This is a genomic window from Streptomyces sp. NPDC020192 (assembly GCF_044388685.1).
GTDB lineage: Bacteria > Actinomycetota > Actinomycetes > Streptomycetales > Streptomycetaceae > Streptomyces.
This window is the reverse complement of sequence record NZ_JBIRXG010000072.1, coordinates 1-15,522: the sequence shown is the minus strand read 5'-3', so window position 1 is coordinate 15,522 and position 15,522 is coordinate 1. Positions and strand designations below refer to the sequence as shown.

Below are 15,522 nucleotides of genomic sequence, written 5' to 3'. Positions count from 1 at the left end.
CACCCCCCACCTCCTTGGTTCTTGTGTTTGTTTTTTTCGGGGGGGCGGCCCCCCGCCCTCCGGGGGCGGGGGGGGGGGGGGGGGGCCCCCCCGGGGGGGGGGGGGGGGGGGGGGCCCCCCCCCTGCGGGGGTGGCCGGCTGTCAGTAGATGCCTTCCGGCGCCTTCCTGGTGACCTGGAGGGGCATGACGTTGGCGACCCCGTCGCAGGGGTAGGTGTCGCCGGTGTCGTACCGGATGGCCTGGTCGCGCTCGAGGAAGTTGGGGAGGAGCAGATCGGGGTGCAGGACGTTCAGCATGACCTGGCCTTGCTCACCGAACCCGACCGTGCGGGTCCAGTCCTCCTTGTCGACCACGACGGCGGTGACGTTGGGGTAGTTCGGCAGGTACGGGAGGATCTCGCCGTCCTTCTCGTCCGGGATACCGGCGGACGTGCCGAAGGTGTTGCCGTAGCTGCGCCCCACGATGCCGCCGCTGCCGCCGTTCAGGGTCTCCTTGAAGGACCGGAACATGGCCGGGGTGCAGTGGGTGCCGCTGACCCGCACGCCCTTGAGCTTCGCGGCCAGTTCCGGTGCGCGCCGGACCAGGGCGTTGAGCAGCGCCGACGTCGTGTTGAGGTAGTCGATCGGCTGGGTGTGCAGGATGTTGGTGATCTGGTCGGTGACGTGGTCGGTGTACTCGTCGGCCTCGGCGAGCTTGCCGGCGCGGATGAGGCGCTTGACCCACCGCGGGTCGATGTCGACGATGTACATCCGCCCGCCGTAGGCCGAGAGTTCCTGGACCCCGAGGCCGATCACGTGCGGGCCGGTGGGGGTGCCCTGGATCCAGTTCCCGTCGGGGCGGAATCCCTCGGTGTGGAACGACCAGTGCCGCCACGCCTGGCGGTGCTCGAGCATGGCGGGCGTGTACAGGATGCGCTTGGGGTCACCGGTGGTGCCGCCGGAGTCGAAGACCCGGCCGGCGATCGGCCGCGGCACGGACCGGGGAATCAGGTCCGCGGGGTCGAGCTTGCGCAGCACGGACAGCGGGAACGGGCCGAGCGCGCTCAGCTCGTCGTAGCGCGTGATCTCCCGTGGGTCGAAGTCCAGCTCGGCCGCGCGCTCGAGCCAGTAGGGGCTGCCGGTTTCGGGGTCGAAGTGCCGCCGCACCACCTGCCGGGTCCACTCGTCGAGGTCCGTCTGCAGGAATTGATCGACCAGAGCCAGTGATTCCTTCATACCTGGCGCGCCTTTCTGAGGGAGACAGCGATCAGATCCGCATTTCGTACAGGGCAGTCATGGCGTCTGCCAGTTGCTCGTCGTTCTCGATCTGAATGACGGGGCACGGCAATGCGTCGAGGTAGATGTCGAGCTTGGCCGGGCCGAGAAGAAACGCGACCTGCGGATCGTTCTGGATCACGTTGTGGAACATGTCCGGGTGGCTCACCTTATCGACCTGGTTACCGAGGTACCATTTCCGCACGTCCTCGGCGGAGGTGAGCATCCCGCGCTCCTTGCAGGAGCACAGCGGAATCTCCGGGTCGCGGAAATTCATCTTCGACCACACCGGCTCCAGGTATTCGTTCTGGTCGGCGCACAGCGGGACGTGCACGGCCACGTTGACGTCCGGGATCATGTGCATCGCCCCCTCCGGCAGCTTGTCCTTGAGCTGGAGGAGGGCGTCGACATAACCGGAGACCATGAAGCCGCGGACCGTGTTGTTCCGGCGCAGTCCGAGCTCGCCGCCGACCCAGGTGCCCTCGACCAGCTGGCCCAGGTACTCCTCGTCGTCGGCGTCCACGGGCACCAGGAGGCCGGCGCAGCCCTGGGCGGGGCCGGTCGGCGGGGGCACCTCGGTCTTCCTGCGCAGGAAGGTGAACAGATCCTGGCGCTCCACGGCCCCCGCGAGACAGGCGCCCACCAGGGAGCCGAGGCTCATGCCGGCGATGACGTCCGGGCGCACGCCACGCTCGCCGAGCAGGTCGGCGACGCCGAGGATGATGGACGCCTGCCGGATCAGGCCGACCTGCTGGTACTCCTGCTGCCGGTCCAGCTCCCAACGCAGCATCCGGTCGACGGTGAGCCCGGTCCACTCGGCGGCCTTCGCGTAGATCTCCTGGACTTGCGGGTACCGCTCGTAGAGGTCCACGCCGGCGCCTGGCAGATCGCTCAGACCACCATCGACCAGGTATGCGATCTTCACGTTACTCCCCATCTCCCCATCTCAGCATGGCTTCTCGGGCCGCGAACCTACTGAAGGACAGGGCGGCCACACCCCCCTAGTAATCCCCTAAGCCGTCCTATGGCGCGTGAGCGAAGCCCCTAATCCGCACGGCAGCCCCCTAATGAGGCCCCTAATGGCGATAGCCACGCCTTTTATCCAGGGGGTGTGACTAAGATCCTTCGAGCATCGGTACCGGTTTCGACGTGAGGAAACTCGCCAGGAGGGCGAAAACCAACGGCCACAACGACAGCCGCTACCCGCCAGCTCTGCTGCGTAAGCAGATCCGTCGAATCCGCGAGATATTCCCGACAACCTCCCGTTACCCGGGGCAGGCGCCGGCAGTCGTCGTGAGGAGAGCGCATCCGTGACCGAGACCGAACAGATCGACGTACCGCACATAGCGGCCACCATTCCCGTGGGCGAGGGGCCCTCCGCGGTGGCCCTCACCCCGGACGGCACCCGGGCGTACGTGACGAACTACGGCCGGTGGGCGACGCACTCCCCCGGTGACACGGTGTCGGTCATCGACACCGCCACCCACGAGGTCGTCGCCACCGTGAAAGTGGGCGTCGGTCCCACCGCGCTGGAGGTCGTGCCCGACGGCTCCCGCGTCTATGTCGTCAACTACGGGTCCGGCAAGGAGCCGGGCAACACGGTCTCGGTCATCGACACCGCGACGAACACCGTCACCGCCACCATCGAGGTCGGCAACTCCCCCGACGGCGTGGCGGTCACCCCCGACGGCCGGCGGGTCTACATCTCCGAGCTCGGCTCCGAGGCCAACCCGGGCAACACCATGTCGGTCATCGACACCGCCACCGACGAGGTGGTCGACACCGTCGACGTGGGCGCGGCCCCGGGCGCGGTGGCGATCCACGAGAAGGGCGGCCACGCCTACGTGGTCAACTACGGCCGGGAGACCGACACCGAGGGCACCGTCTCGGTCATCGACATCGCGACGAACAAGGTGGCCGCCACCGTCACCGTCGGCAAGTCCCCCGGCGCCGTCGCCATCACCCCGGACGGTGCCTACGCCTATGTCGCCGACCACGGTTCGTTCAGCGATCCCGGGAACACCGTCTCGGTGATCGACACCCGCACGCGGACTGTGGCGTCCGTCATCACGGTCGGCTCCGGCCCCGGCGGGGTGGCGATCGCCCCCGACGGGTCCCGGGCCTACGTCGTCAACATGGGCGGCAACAAGGCCCCGGGCCGGACCATGTCCGTGATCGACACCGCCACGCGGACGGTCCTCAAGACGGTCCCCGTCGAGCGCACGCCCGCGGGCATCGCCGTCTCCGCCGACGGACGCCGGGCCTACATCGCGAACTACGGCGCCAACATCGTGTCCGTCGTCGACCTCGAACAGCTCTGACACCCGGCGTCCGGCCCGTCGGCCGGCACCTCCTCCGACCTGTTTCCCCGCTTAGGAGCGATCTTTGAACACGGCATATCCGGAGCCGCTCTCCTACCCGTTCGGCCCTGACGAGGGCCTCGCGCTGAGCGAGGCGTACACCAAGGCGCGGGACACCGAGGGCCTGATCCGCGTGCGTCTCCCCTACGGCGAGCCCGCCTGGCTGGCGACGCGCTACGCCGACGCCCGGCTCGTCCTCGGCGACTCGCGCTTCAGCCGCGCCCTGGCCGAGGAGCACGACCCGCCGCGGGCGCGGAAGTTCAACGCCCAGCCGAAGGCCATGTTCAACATGGACGCGCCCGACCACACCCGGCTGCGCCGGCTGATCAGCAAGGCGTTCACCATCCGCCGGGTGGAGGAGCTGCGGCCGAAGGTCCACGACCTGGCCCACAAGCTCATCGACGACATGGTGGCCAAGGGCGAGCCGGCGGACCTGGTCGCGGACTACGCGCTGCCCATCCCGACGACCGTCATCTGCGAACTGCTCGGCGTCCCCTTCGAGGACCGGGACAGGTTCGGCGGCTGGACCGACGCCATCCTGTCGACCAGCTCGCTCAGCGCCGAGGAGGGCCGCGCCAAGCGGATGGAGCTGGTCGGCTACATACGCGAGATCATCGCGGCCCGCCGCGCGGAGCCGGCCGACGACCTCATCTCGGGCATGATCGAGGCCCGCGACGTGCAGGACCAACTGACCGAGCAGGAACTGCTCGACCACTGCGTCGGCCTGCTGATCGCCGGGCACGAGACCACCGCCTCCCAGATACCCAGCTTCGTCTTCGCCCTGCTGGACCAGAGGGAGCACTGGCAGCGGCTGCTCAACGACCCCGAGCTGATCCCGTCGGCCGTCGAGGAGCTGTTCCGCTTCGTGCCGCTGGGCAGCGGTTCGGCCGCCCCGCGCTACGCCAAGGAGGACGTCGAGGTCGGCGGCACGCTCGTGCGCGCCGGCGAGCCGGTTCTCGTCGCGCTCGGGGCCGCCAACCGCGACGGGCTCCGGTTCGAGAACCCCGAGGAGATCATCCTCGACCGGACGAGCAACCACCACATCGGTTTCGGTTACGGCATCCACCACTGCCTCGGCGCGCCGCTCGCGCGGCTGGAGCTCCAGGAGGCCCTGCGCGCCCTCCTGGAGCGGCTGCCCACCCTCCGGGTGGCGGGCGACATCGCCTGGAAGAGCGAGATGATGGTCCGCGGTCCCCGATCCATGCCGGTCGGATGGTGACGTTGCCCGACACGGAGCGCCGCGGGCGCCGGGTTCCCAGGAGCGCCGGACCGTACGGTCCGATCCCGGGCCCGGCGTCCGCGAGTGTCCGATCGGCCGAGGTGAAGGGGAAACCCCATGGTTGAGCACGTCGATGTCCTCGTGGTCGGGGCCGGCCTGTCCGGGATCGGGGCCGCGGGTCACCTGCGCCGCACCTGCCCGGAGCGCACACTGGCGATCCTGGAGGCCCGGGACGCCATCGGCGGAACGTGGGACCTGTTCCGCTATCCGGGTGTGCGGTCCGACTCGGACATGCACACCCTCGGGTACCGGATGCGCCCGTGGAAGGACCCGAAGGCCATCGCCGACGGGGCGAGCATCCTGTCCTACATACGGGAGACCGCCCGGGAGTACGACCTGCTGGACGCCATACGGTTCCGGCACCGCGTGGTGAGCGCCGACTGGGACGAGGCGCAGGCCCGCTGGACCGTCCAGGTCGAGCGCGGCGCGGAGAGCGCGGCCGAGACGGTGACGCTGACCTGTTCCTTCCTCTACCTGTGCGCGGGCTACTACCGCTACGACGAGGGCCACCGCCCGCGGTTCGAGGACGCCGAGCGGTTCGAGGGCGAGCTCGTCCACCCCCAGCACTGGCCCGAGGACCTGGACTACACGGGCAAGCGTGTCGTCGTCATCGGCAGCGGCGCCACGGCGGTGACCCTCGTGCCCGCGATGGCCGAGCGCGCCGCGCACGTGACGATGTTGCAGCGCTCGCCCGCCTACGTCATGTCGCTGCCCTCCCGGGACGGCATCGCCGACGCGCTGCGCCGGGTGCTGCCCGAACGCGCCGCGCTCGCCGCCATCCGGTGGAAGAACGCGACGCTGGCGCTCGGCTTCTACCGGCTCAGCCGCAAGCGCCCGGAGCGGGTGAAGGCGATGCTGCGCAAGGGCGTCGCCAAGCAGCTCCCGGACGGCTACGACATCGGCACCCACTTCACCCCCCGATACGACCCGTGGGACCAGCGGGTGTGCTACGTCCCCGACGGGGACCTGTTCCGGGCGATCAGCTCCGGCCGGGCCTCGGTGGTGACCGACCACGTGGAGTCCTTCACCCCGGAGGGGATCCGGCTGCGGTCGGGCGCGGAACTTCCGGCGGACGTGGTCGTCACGGCGACCGGGCTGAACCTGCTGCCCCTCGGCGGCATCCGCCTCAGCGTGGCCGGCCGGCCCGTCGACCCCGGCGAGACGGTCGCCTACAAGGGCATGATGCTCTCCGGCGTGCCGAACTTCGCCTGGACGCTCGGCTACACCAACAGCTCGTGGACGCTCAAGGCCGATCTCGTCGCCCAGTACGTCAGTCGGCTGCTGAAGCACATGGCCGACCGCGGCCACGCCGTGGTCCGGCCGCTGGCCCCGCCCGCCGGGGACCCGGTGCTGCCGATCATGGACCTTCAGTCCGGCTACGTCCTGCGGGGCGCGGACCTGATGCCCAAGCGGGGCACGCGGGCCCCGTGGACCCTGGAACAGAACTACCGGCAGGACGTGCGGCTGCTGCGGCGCGGCCCGGTCGACGACGGTGTGGAGTTCGCTGCGGCGCCCACCGGGGCCGTGGCCGCCGCTGCCGATTTCAACTCCGGCTCCGAGAACGCGGAGGCGGAGGCGCGGTCCTGACCAACCTCCGCGTCACACGGCGAACGGCCCGCCGAGCACTCAGGTGCTCGGCGGGCCGTTCGCCATGCGGGTGTTACGGGGTGGTGAAGCCGGCGTCGATCGGCAGCGCGACACCCGTGACGTAGCGCGCCTCGTCCGAGACCAGCCAGGCCACCGCGCCGGTGACGTCGCTGACGTCCAGCATCGTCACGTCGAGGATGTGGCCCACCTCGGCACCGGTCGTCGGGGGCTTGGTGTGCACCTGCTTGACCGCGTCGTTGACGAGCAGCGGGGTGCGCACACCGCTGGTGTGGATCGAGTTGACCCGGATGTTGTGCGGGCCGAGCCACCGGGCCCACGCCCGGGACAGGCCCAGCAGCGCGTGCTTGGCGGCGACGTAGCCCTCGGCACCGCCGGTCGGGCTGCCGATCTTGCCGCTGAGACCCATCACGGAGCTGACGACGACGACGGAGCCGCCCTTGCCGCCTTCGATGATCTTCGGCGCCGCGGCGTGCACGGTGTTCCAGGCGCCGATGCAGTTGATCTCCAGCTGGTCGCGGAACGCCTGCTCCTGGCTGGTCGAGGGGTGCGCCATGCCCACGCCGGCGTTGGCGATGAGGATGTCCAGGCCGCCCAGCTCGGAGGTGCCGCGTTCGACGGTCTCCCGCAGCGCCTCCGCGTCCCGCGTGTCGGCCTGCGCCGTCACCACGCGGCGGCCCAGCTTCTCCACCTGGGCGGCGGTCTCGGCGAGCTCGTCCTCGGAGCCGAGGGAGTAGGCCAGGGTGTCGATGTTCTGGCAGATGTCCACCAGGATCAGGTCCGCACCTTCCTCGGCGAGCCGCAGAGCGTGGCCACGGCCCTGGCCACGGGCGGCACCCGTGATCATGGCGACTTTGCCGTCGAGTCGTCCGGTCATTTATCGTCCACTCCATTTCTCACTACGTATGTGGTGGCCGCGGGGTGCCGTCCAGAGGGGCACCGGGCGCCTCTCAGACCTGCTGGTCGACATAGATCGACTTCAGGACCTGGTACTGGGCGAGCCCTTCGGGGCCCAGCTCGTAGCCGAGCCCGCTCGCCTTCCGGCCGCCGAAGGGGGCGACCGGGTCGTTCGCGTAGCTGTTGACCCCGACCGAGCCGGTCTGTACGCGGCGGGCGAAGGCCAGGCCGCGCTCGGCGTCGGTGGTCCACACCGAGCCGCCGAGGCCGTAGTCGCTGTCGTTGGCGAGCGCCAGGGCCTCCTCCTCGTCGGTGTAGGGGATGACCGAGAGCACCGGCCCGAAGATCTCCTCCTGGGCGATCGCGGACTTGTTGTCCACGTCGGCGAAGACGGTCGCGTCGACGTACCAGCCGCGGTCCGCCCACCCGGGGCGGCCGCCGCCGACGGTGAGCCGGGCGCCGTCGCTGACGCCCTTGGCGATGTAGGACTCCACCCGGTCCCGCTGCCGCTCGGAGACCAGCGGGCCCAGCTGGGTCGCGGGGTCGAGCGGGTCGCCGACCTTGAGCGAGCGCGCCATCTCGGTGACGGCGTCGACCAGTTCGGCGTACCGGGAGCGAGGCGCCAGGATCCTGGTGCCCAGCCAGCAGACCTGGCCGTTGTTCAGCAGCGTGGCCCGGAAGAACCGGTCCATCAGCCCGCTGAGGTCGGCGTCGTCCAGCACGACCGCGGCGGACTTGCCGCCCAGTTCCAGCGAGACGGGCCGCAGCAGCCGGCCGCAGGTCTCCGCGATCGTCCGGCCGACGGCGGTCGAGCCGGTGAAGGACACCTTGTCCACGCCGGGGTGGCCGACCAGGTAGCGGCCGGTCTCCGCCCCGCCGGGGACGATGTTGATCAGCCCGGCCGGCAGCCCGGCCGCGGCGGCGGCCTCGGCCACGTGGAACGCGTCGAGCACCGTCTCCGGGGACGGCTTGAGCACCACCGGGCACCCCGCGGCCAGGGCTGGGGCGAGCTTCATGAAGGTGATCCCCTGGGGCACGTTCCACGGGACGATCGCCGCGACCACGCCCACCGGCTCGGGGACGACGACCGCGTGGCCGCCGAACAGGCCGGGCCTGCGGTCGTCGCCCGCCTTCGCGGCGGCCACCCCGGCGTAGTAGCGCAGCAGCGCCGACGGTGCCGTACCCTCCAGCAGACCGGCCAGGCTGATCGGCATGCCGTTCTGGAGGCTGACCCGCCGGGCGATCTCGGGGGCGTGGTCCTGGAGGACCGCCGCGAACCGGTTCAGCGCCTCGGCGCGCGCCTCCGGCGTCCAGTGACGCCACCCGGCCGGGTCGTCGAAGGCAGCGCGGGCCGCGGCGACGGCCGCGTCCACGTCCGCCGGGTGCGCCTGCGGCACGCTGCCGACGAGTTCCTCCGTGCCCGCGGCGTGCACCTGGATGCGGTGCTCCGTCTTCGGCGCGACCCACTCACCGCCGATGTAGAGGTCGTTGTAGTCGATTGCCATGCGGCCTGCCTGTCCTCGCCTGTTCTCGATCGGAAACTGCCACCTGGTGCGCGCCGGGCGGGCCCGGCTCACGGATGCGTGAGCACCACCTTGATCGCGTCCCCGCGCGTCTGCGTGGTGACCGCCTCGTTGATGTCGGCGAACGGCACCGTGGTGACGAGGCGGTCGATCGGGAACCGGCCCTGGAGGTACTGGTCGAGCAGCCAGGGGATGAAGGTGTGCGGGTCGCTGTCGCCCTCGACGACCCCGACCACCGTCAGCCCGAGGATCTGGCTCAGGCCGAGGCTCAGCGGCAGCACGGCGGTGGGCTCGGAGGGAATGCCGAGCAGGGCGATGCTGCCCCGCTTGGTCATGGCCGGGACGACCTCGGCGAGCACGGCGGGCTTGGCGGTGGTGTCCACGGCGTACCGCACGCCCTGGGGCACGATCCCGCGGATCTGCTCGGTGAGCTTCCCGGCCTCCGGGTCCAGGACGTGGGTCGCGCCGAGGTCCTTGGCGACCAGCCGCCGCGACTCCAGCGGCTCCACCACGATGATGGTCTCCGCACCGGCGAGCACGGCGCCCATCACGGCGCTCAGGCCGACCGAGCCGCCGCCGAGGACCAGCACCGAGCTGCCCTCCGCGACCCGCAGCGACGTGAGCACCGCCCCGGCGCCGGTCTGTATGCCGCAGCCCAGGGGCGCGGCCAGGGCGAGCGGTACCTCGGCGGGGATCTTCACCACGGACCGTACGTGCGCCACGGCGTGCGAGGCGAAGCTCGACTGGCCGAAGAAGTTCGAGCCGAGCCCCTCGCCGTCCAGCGACAGCGGCCGGGTGCCGTCGATACGGGCGCCCATGAAGTTCCGGGCGACGAAGGTGTCGCAGTAGGAGGGCACGCCGTCCCGGCAGTTGCCGCACGCGCCGCAACTGCTGAACGACAGGGCCACGTGGTCGCCGGCCGCGAGACCGGTCACGCCAGGGCCCACGGCGCGCACGACGCCGCTCCCCTCGTGGCCCAGCACGCCGGGCAGCGGGAAGGGGGTGGCCCCGTGCTGGACGGCCACGTCGGTGTGGCACAGGCCGGTGGCGTGCAGCTCGACCAGCACCTCGTCCTGGCCGGGGTCGACCAGCTCGACCTCCTTCAGGGCGAACGGCTCCCCTGTTTTGTCGAGCACTGCTGCGGTGATCTTCATGTCGTACGGCTCCTTCAGGATCCGAGCGCGATGCGGACGAGGTCGTCGGCGTCGGCGGTCAACAGGTCGGTCTCGTCCGGCTCGCCGCCCCCGTCGGCCGCCCCGGGCTCCTGGCCCCCGTCCTCGGCCAGGGCCAGTACGGCGTCGAGCAGGCCGGCGTCCCGGAGCCTGGCCGGCGGGACGGAGGCCAGCTTGCGGCGCAGTTCCTCCTCCTCGCCCTCCCCGGCGGTGCCGCCCGCCATCTCGTCCAGCAGGGCGGCGAGCTTGAGTGGGTTGGGGTAGTCGAAGACGAGCGTCGCGGGCAGGGTGAGCCCGGTCAGCGCCTGGAGCCGGTTGCGCAGCTCGACCGCGGTCAGCGAGTCGAACCCGGCGTCCCGGAAGGCCGTCTCGGGGTCGAGCTCGTCGCCGCTGCCGTGGCCCAGTACGGCGGCGGCGTGGTCCTGGACGAGGGCGGTGAGGTGTTCGCGCCGCTCGGCCGCGGGCAGCGCCGCCAGCCGCTCGGCGAACGCGGTGGCGTCGCCGTCGGCCTCGGGCTCGGCCACGGCCGGACCGGCCCCCTGCAGCAGGGTGAACAGCCGGCTCGGCCGGGCGAGCGAGAACGCGGGCACGAACTTCGCCCAGTCCATGTCGGAGACGGTGACCGTGGTCGCGTCGTCCTCCAGGACACGCTGCATGGCGGCGATGGCCGGCTCGGGCTGCATCGGCAGCACACCCAGCCGCACCAGGTAGTCGTGCTCCTCGGTGTTGGCCGCGGCCATACCGGCCTCGGCCCAGGTGCCCCAGGCGATCGAGGTGGCGGTCCGGCCCCGCGCCCGCCGGTACTCGGCCAGGCTGTCGAGGCAGGCGTTGCCCGCCGCGTAACCGCCCTGGCCGCTGCCGCCCCACGAGGCGGCGCCGGAGGAGAACAGGACGAACGCGTCCAGCTCCATGCCCTCGGTCAGCTCGTCCAGCAGCAACGCGCCGCCGACCTTCGCCCCGAGGCCGGCGTGCAGCGTCGCCACCGGAAGCTCCTCGACGGGCAGCGGCTCGTGCAGGACGCCCGCGGTGTGGAACACCGACCGCAGCGGCAGGTCGGCGGGGAGGCCGGCGAGGATCCCGGTCATCGTCGCCCGGTCGGCGACGTCGCCCGCGATCACGCTGACCCTGGCCCCCGCGGACTCCAGCTCGGCTTGGAGCTCGCCCGCGCCCGGGGCGTCGGGGCCGCGCCGGGACGTCAGCACCACGTGCTCCGCGCCCCGCTCGACCAGCCACCGGGCCACGTAGCCGCCCAGGCCGCCGGTGCCGCCGGTGACCAGGGCCGTACCGCTCGTACTCCACGGCTCGTTCGTGCCGCGGCCGGGCGCGCGCACCAGGCGGCGGGCCAGCACGCCGGAGGCGCGCACCGCGAGCTGGTCCTCGCCGTGGCCTCCCGACACCACGCCCGCCAGCCGCCCGAGCGCCGCCGGGTCGGCGTCGTCGGGCAGGTCGACGAGGCCGCCCCACAGGCCGGGCAGTTCCAGGGCCGCGACGCGGCCGAGGCCCCAGACGCCGCCCTGCCACACGGTCTCCACCCGCTCGCCGGGGCGGGCCGCGACCGCCGCGCGGGTGACGACCCACAGCGGGGCAGTCAGCTCCGCGCGCCGCAGCTCCTGCACCAGACGCAGCGTCGCCGTGACACCGGCCTCGCCGTCCGCGGCCAGTGACACCACGCCGGTGCGGTCGGCCCCGGCCCGCGCCAGCTGTGCGGCGCCGGCCTCCTCGGCGGTGAGGATGGACACGTCCGGGCCCAGCGCCTCCAGTACGGCGGCGGTCCAGGGGTCGTCGCCCTCGGGGACGATCGCCAGCCAGCGCCGCGGCGTGGCCGGGTCCGGGCGGACGCCGTCGACGGACACCCACTGCTGGCGGTAGCACCAGTCGTCGGCCACCGCCTCCCGGAGCCGCCGCTCGCGCCAGCGCAGCAGGGCCGGGACGACGTCCGACAGCGCGTCGTCCGCGACGCCGAGCGAGCGGGCCAGCTCTCCGGCGCCGCCCTCGACGGACTCCCAGAACAGGGCGTCCACCGGGTCGCGGCCCGTCGTCCGCTGCTGCGCCACCTGCGGCCAGTAGCGGCGCCGCTGGAACGCGTACGTCGGCAGGTCCACCCGCCGCGTCCCGCGCCCGGCGAACAGCGGGGCCCAGTCGACGGCCACGCCCCGTACGTACAGCTGCGCCAGGGCGTGCAGCAGGACCGGGCGGCCGGTGCGGTCGCCGCGCTGGAGGGCCACCGCGGTGGCCTCCGACAGGCCGTTCAGCTCCACCAGGCCGGACAGCACCGCGTCCGGGCCCGCCTCCACGAAGGTGTCCACGCCCTGCTCGGCCAGCCACGCCAGCCCGTCGGCGAACCGGACCGTGGAGCGGACCTGCTCCACCCAGTACTTCGGGTTCGCCATGTCCGCCGGCTCGCCGTTCACGTTCGACACGACGGGGATCGCCGGCTCGGCGAAGGCCAGCTGCTCCAGCTCCGCCGCGAAGGCCTCCAGCATCGGGTCCATCAGGGCGGAGTGGAAGGCGTGCGACACGCGCAGCCGCCGGGTCCGCCGGCCCAGCGCGGCGAAATGCTCCTTCACCGCGGTCACGCCGTCCTCGGGACCGGCGACGACGACCGACTCGGCGGCGTTGACCGCCGCGATGGACACCCCGTCGGTGAGCTGGGCGGTCACCTCCTCCTCGGTCGCGGCGACGGCGGCCATCGCCCCCCCGGCCGGCAGCGCCTGCATCAGGCGGGACCGGGCGGCGACCAGCCGGCACGCGTCCGGGAGCGAGAACACCCCGGCCACGTGGGCGGCCGCCACCTCGCCGATCGAGTGCCCGAGCAGGTAGTCCGGCTCGACACCCCAGGACGTGAGCGTCCGGAACAGCGCGACCTCGATCGCGAACAGCGCCGGCTGCGTCCATTCGGTCCGGTCCAGCACCTCCTGGTCCTCGCCCCAGACGACGTCCCGCAGCGGGGTCTCCAGGTGGCGGTCGAGCTCGTCGGCCACCTCGTCGAAGGCGGCGGCGAACACCGGCGCCTGCTGGTGGAGCAGCCTGCCCATGCCGAGCCGCTGCGCGCCCTGGCCGGTGAACAGCACCGCCACCCCGCGGCGCGTACGGGCCACCCCGTCGACCACGTTGGCGGCCGGTTTCCCGGCGGCGAGCGCGCGCAGTCCGGCGGTGAGCCCGTCGCGGTCCGCGCCGACGACGACCGCCCGGTGCTCGAACAGCGACCGGGTGTTCAGCAGCGCCGAACCCACGTTCGCGGGATCCTGAGTGTCCACCGCGGACAGCAGCCGTCCGGCCTGCGCGGCCAGTGCCCGCTCGGACCGGCCCGAGACCACCCACACCGTCTCGGCGCCGCCGTCGGCGGCCTCGGTCTCCGGCTCGGGCTCGGTGCCGAGGTCGGGCGCGGCCTCGAGGATGACGTGCGCGTTGGTGCCGGAGATGCCGAAGGAGGAGACACCGGCCCGGCGCGGGCGCCCGGTCTCGGGCCAGGGCCGCTCCTCGGTCAGCAGCCGCACCCGGCCCTGGTCCCAGTCCACGTGCGAGGTGGGCTCGTCGGCGTAGAGGGTGCGCGGCAGCACACCGTGGCGGATGGCCTCCACCATCTTGATCGCCCCGGCGACGCCCGCGGCGGCCTGGGTGTGGCCGATGTTGGACTTCACCGTGCCGAGCCACAGCGGCCGGTCCTCGGGGCGGTCCTGGCCGTAGGTGGCCAGCAGCGCCTGGGCCTCGATCGGGTCGCCCAGCATCGTGCCGGTGCCGTGGGCCTCCACGGCGTCGACGTCGGCCGGGGCGAGCCCGCCCGCGGCCAGTGCCTGGCGGATGACCCGCTGCTGGGACGGGCCGTTGGGGGCGGTCAGGCCGTTGGACGCGCCGTCCTGGTTGACCGCGCTGGACCGCAGGACCGCGAGGACCGGGTGGCCGTTGCGGCGGGCGTCCGAGAGACGCTCCAGCACCATGACGCCGGCGCCCTCGCCGAACCCGGTGCCGTCGGCCGCCTCGGCGAACGCCTTGCAGCGGCCGTCGCCGGCGAGCCCGCCCTGGCGGCTGAACTCCACGAATGTGCCCGGCGTGGCCATCACGGTGACACCGCCCGCCAGCGCGAGGGTGCTCTCCCCTGAGCGCAGGGACTGGCTCGCCAGGTGCATCGCGACCAGCGAGGACGAGCACGCGGTGTCGACGGTGACGGCCGGGCCCTCCAGGCCGAGGACGTAGGAGACCCGGCCGGAGAGCACGCTCTGCGCGCCACCGGTCATCAGCTGGGCCTGGGCGTCCCCCGCCTGGGCGACGAGGTCGCCGTAGCTGGAGTGGTAGCTGCCGACGAAGACGCCGGCGGGGGTGCCGGAGAGGGCGGCCGGGTCGATTCCGGCGCGCTCCAGGGCCTCCCAGACGACCTCCAGCAGGAGCCGCTGCTGCGGGTCCATCGCGACGGCTTCCCGCGGGGAGATCCCGAAGAACCCGGCGTCGAAGTCCGCGGCGGCGGTCAGGAAGCCGCCCTCGTTGGCCACGGCCGTGTTCGGGCGGGTGCCCGTCGGGTCGTAGAGGGCTTCCACGTCCCAGCCGCGGTCCGCCGGGAAGGGCGTCATCGCGTCGCCGCCGGCGGTGACCAGGTTCCACAGGTCGGCCGGGCTCTCCACGCCGCCGGGGTAGCGGCAGGCCATGCCCACGACCACGATCGGGTCGTCGGCCACCGACACCGGCGCGGGCAGCTCCTGCCGCGTGGCGGTCCCGGCCGTGTCACCGAACCGCTCGGCCAGGTAGGCCGCCAGACGGGTAGCGTTCGGGTAGTCGAAGACCAGCGTGGCCGGCAGGGCGAGGCCGGTCGCGGTCTGGAGCCGGTTACGCAGCTCGACCGCGGTCAGCGAGTCGAAACCGGCCTCGCGGAAGGCCTGGCCGGGTTCGACCTGCTCGCCGCTCTGGTGGCCGAGGACGACGGCGACGTTGTCGCGGACCAGCGCCAGCAGGTGCTGGTCGCGCTGCTGGGCGGTGAGCCCGGCCAGCCGCTGGGCGAAGCCGTCGGGCTGCTGCCGGCGTCCGGCCACGGCGCGGGGCGCCCGGCCGCCGACGAGCGCGCGGAGCATGACGGGCAGGTCGGGCTGGGCGCGGAGGACGGCGGCGTCGACCCGGGCGAGGCCCACCAGCGCCCTGTCGGCCGCGACCGCCTGGTCGAACAGCCGCATGCCCTGGGGTACGGACAGCGGTGGCATGCCCGAACGCTCCAGGCGCCGCATGTCGGCGTCCGAGAGCGAGCCGGTGAGGCCGACCTCGGGGGTCCACGGACCCCAGGCCATCGAGACGCCGGGCAGCCCCTCGTGGCGGCGCCGGGCGATCAGCGCGTCGAGGAACACGTTGCCCGCGGCGTAGTTGCCCTGCCCCGGAGCGCCCAGCAGGCCGGACATCGAGGAGAACACCGCGAAGACCGACAGGTCCAGGTCGCGCGTCAGCTCGTGCAA

General features: G+C 72.6%; 9 protein-coding genes. 3 read left to right on the top strand and 6 right to left on the bottom strand.

Features of this window, described 5'->3' with window-relative positions:
* Positions 1–141 precede the first annotated feature (141 nt).
* Positions 142–1,215 (bottom strand): arylcarboxylate reductase, encoded by a 1,074-nt coding sequence (locus ACH47Z_RS46120; RefSeq protein ID WP_399086333.1) that lies wholly within the window; start codon positions 1,213–1,215, stop codon positions 142–144.
* A 31-nt stretch (positions 1,216–1,246) separates the two neighbouring features.
* On the bottom strand, positions 1,247–2,179 hold the full coding sequence (locus ACH47Z_RS46115; RefSeq protein WP_399086330.1) for a hypothetical protein: 933 nt from the start codon (positions 2,177–2,179) through the stop codon (positions 1,247–1,249).
* Positions 2,180–2,564: 385 nt separating this feature from the next.
* Between ACH47Z_RS46115 and ACH47Z_RS46110 the strand changes: the two genes are divergently transcribed.
* The 3 genes from ACH47Z_RS46110 to ACH47Z_RS46100 all read left to right on the top strand — a co-directional run bounded on the left by ACH47Z_RS46110 (position 2,565) and on the right by ACH47Z_RS46100 (position 6,480).
* Positions 2,565–3,575: a hypothetical protein gene (locus ACH47Z_RS46110; protein ID WP_399086327.1), complete on the top strand. Its 1,011-nt coding sequence runs from the start codon at positions 2,565–2,567 to the stop codon at positions 3,573–3,575.
* 64 nt (positions 3,576–3,639) lie between these two features.
* Entirely contained in the window at positions 3,640–4,833 is a 1,194-nt protein-coding gene (locus tag ACH47Z_RS46105) for a cytochrome P450 (protein WP_399086324.1), read from the top strand.
* A gap of 117 nt (positions 4,834–4,950) precedes the next feature.
* Positions 4,951–6,480 carry a flavin-containing monooxygenase gene (locus ACH47Z_RS46100; protein WP_399086321.1) on the top strand — a complete coding sequence of 510 codons (1,530 nt, stop codon included), beginning with the start codon at positions 4,951–4,953 and terminating at the stop codon, positions 6,478–6,480.
* Positions 6,481–6,553: 73 nt separating this feature from the next.
* Here ACH47Z_RS46100 and ACH47Z_RS46095 read toward each other — a convergent pair whose 3' ends face one another.
* The 4 genes from ACH47Z_RS46095 to ACH47Z_RS46080 all read right to left on the bottom strand — a co-directional run.
* Positions 6,554–7,375, bottom strand: a complete 822-nt coding sequence (locus tag ACH47Z_RS46095) for a mycofactocin-coupled SDR family oxidoreductase (RefSeq protein WP_399086318.1) — start codon at positions 7,373–7,375, stop codon at positions 6,554–6,556.
* 73 nt (positions 7,376–7,448) lie between these two features.
* Entirely contained in the window at positions 7,449–8,900 is a 1,452-nt protein-coding gene (locus ACH47Z_RS46090) for an aldehyde dehydrogenase (RefSeq protein WP_399086315.1), read from the bottom strand.
* Positions 8,901–8,968: 68 nt separating this feature from the next.
* Positions 8,969–10,072, bottom strand: coding sequence for an NAD(P)-dependent alcohol dehydrogenase (locus tag ACH47Z_RS46085; RefSeq protein WP_399086312.1), 1,104 nt, complete (start codon positions 10,070–10,072; stop codon positions 8,969–8,971).
* Between the two features lie 14 nt (positions 10,073–10,086).
* Positions 10,087–15,522: type I polyketide synthase (locus ACH47Z_RS46080; RefSeq protein WP_399086309.1), on the bottom strand; the 5,436-nt coding region annotated here is incomplete at its 5' end.

Excerpts from the sequence above, each read along its gene's own strand:
- ACH47Z_RS46120 (WP_399086333.1), bottom strand. The coding sequence starts at position 1,215 with ATGAAGGAATCACTGGCTCTGGTCGATCAATTCCTGCAGACGGACCTC.
- ACH47Z_RS46100 (WP_399086321.1), top strand. The coding sequence starts at position 4,951 with ATGGTTGAGCACGTCGATGTCCTCGTGGTCGGGGCCGGCCTGTCCGGG.
- ACH47Z_RS46095 (WP_399086318.1), bottom strand. The coding sequence starts at position 7,375 with ATGACCGGACGACTCGACGGCAAAGTCGCCATGATCACGGGTGCCGCC.
- ACH47Z_RS46090 (WP_399086315.1), bottom strand. The coding sequence starts at position 8,900 with ATGGCAATCGACTACAACGACCTCTACATCGGCGGTGAGTGGGTCGCG.
- ACH47Z_RS46085 (WP_399086312.1), bottom strand. The coding sequence starts at position 10,072 with ATGAAGATCACCGCAGCAGTGCTCGACAAAACAGGGGAGCCGTTCGCC.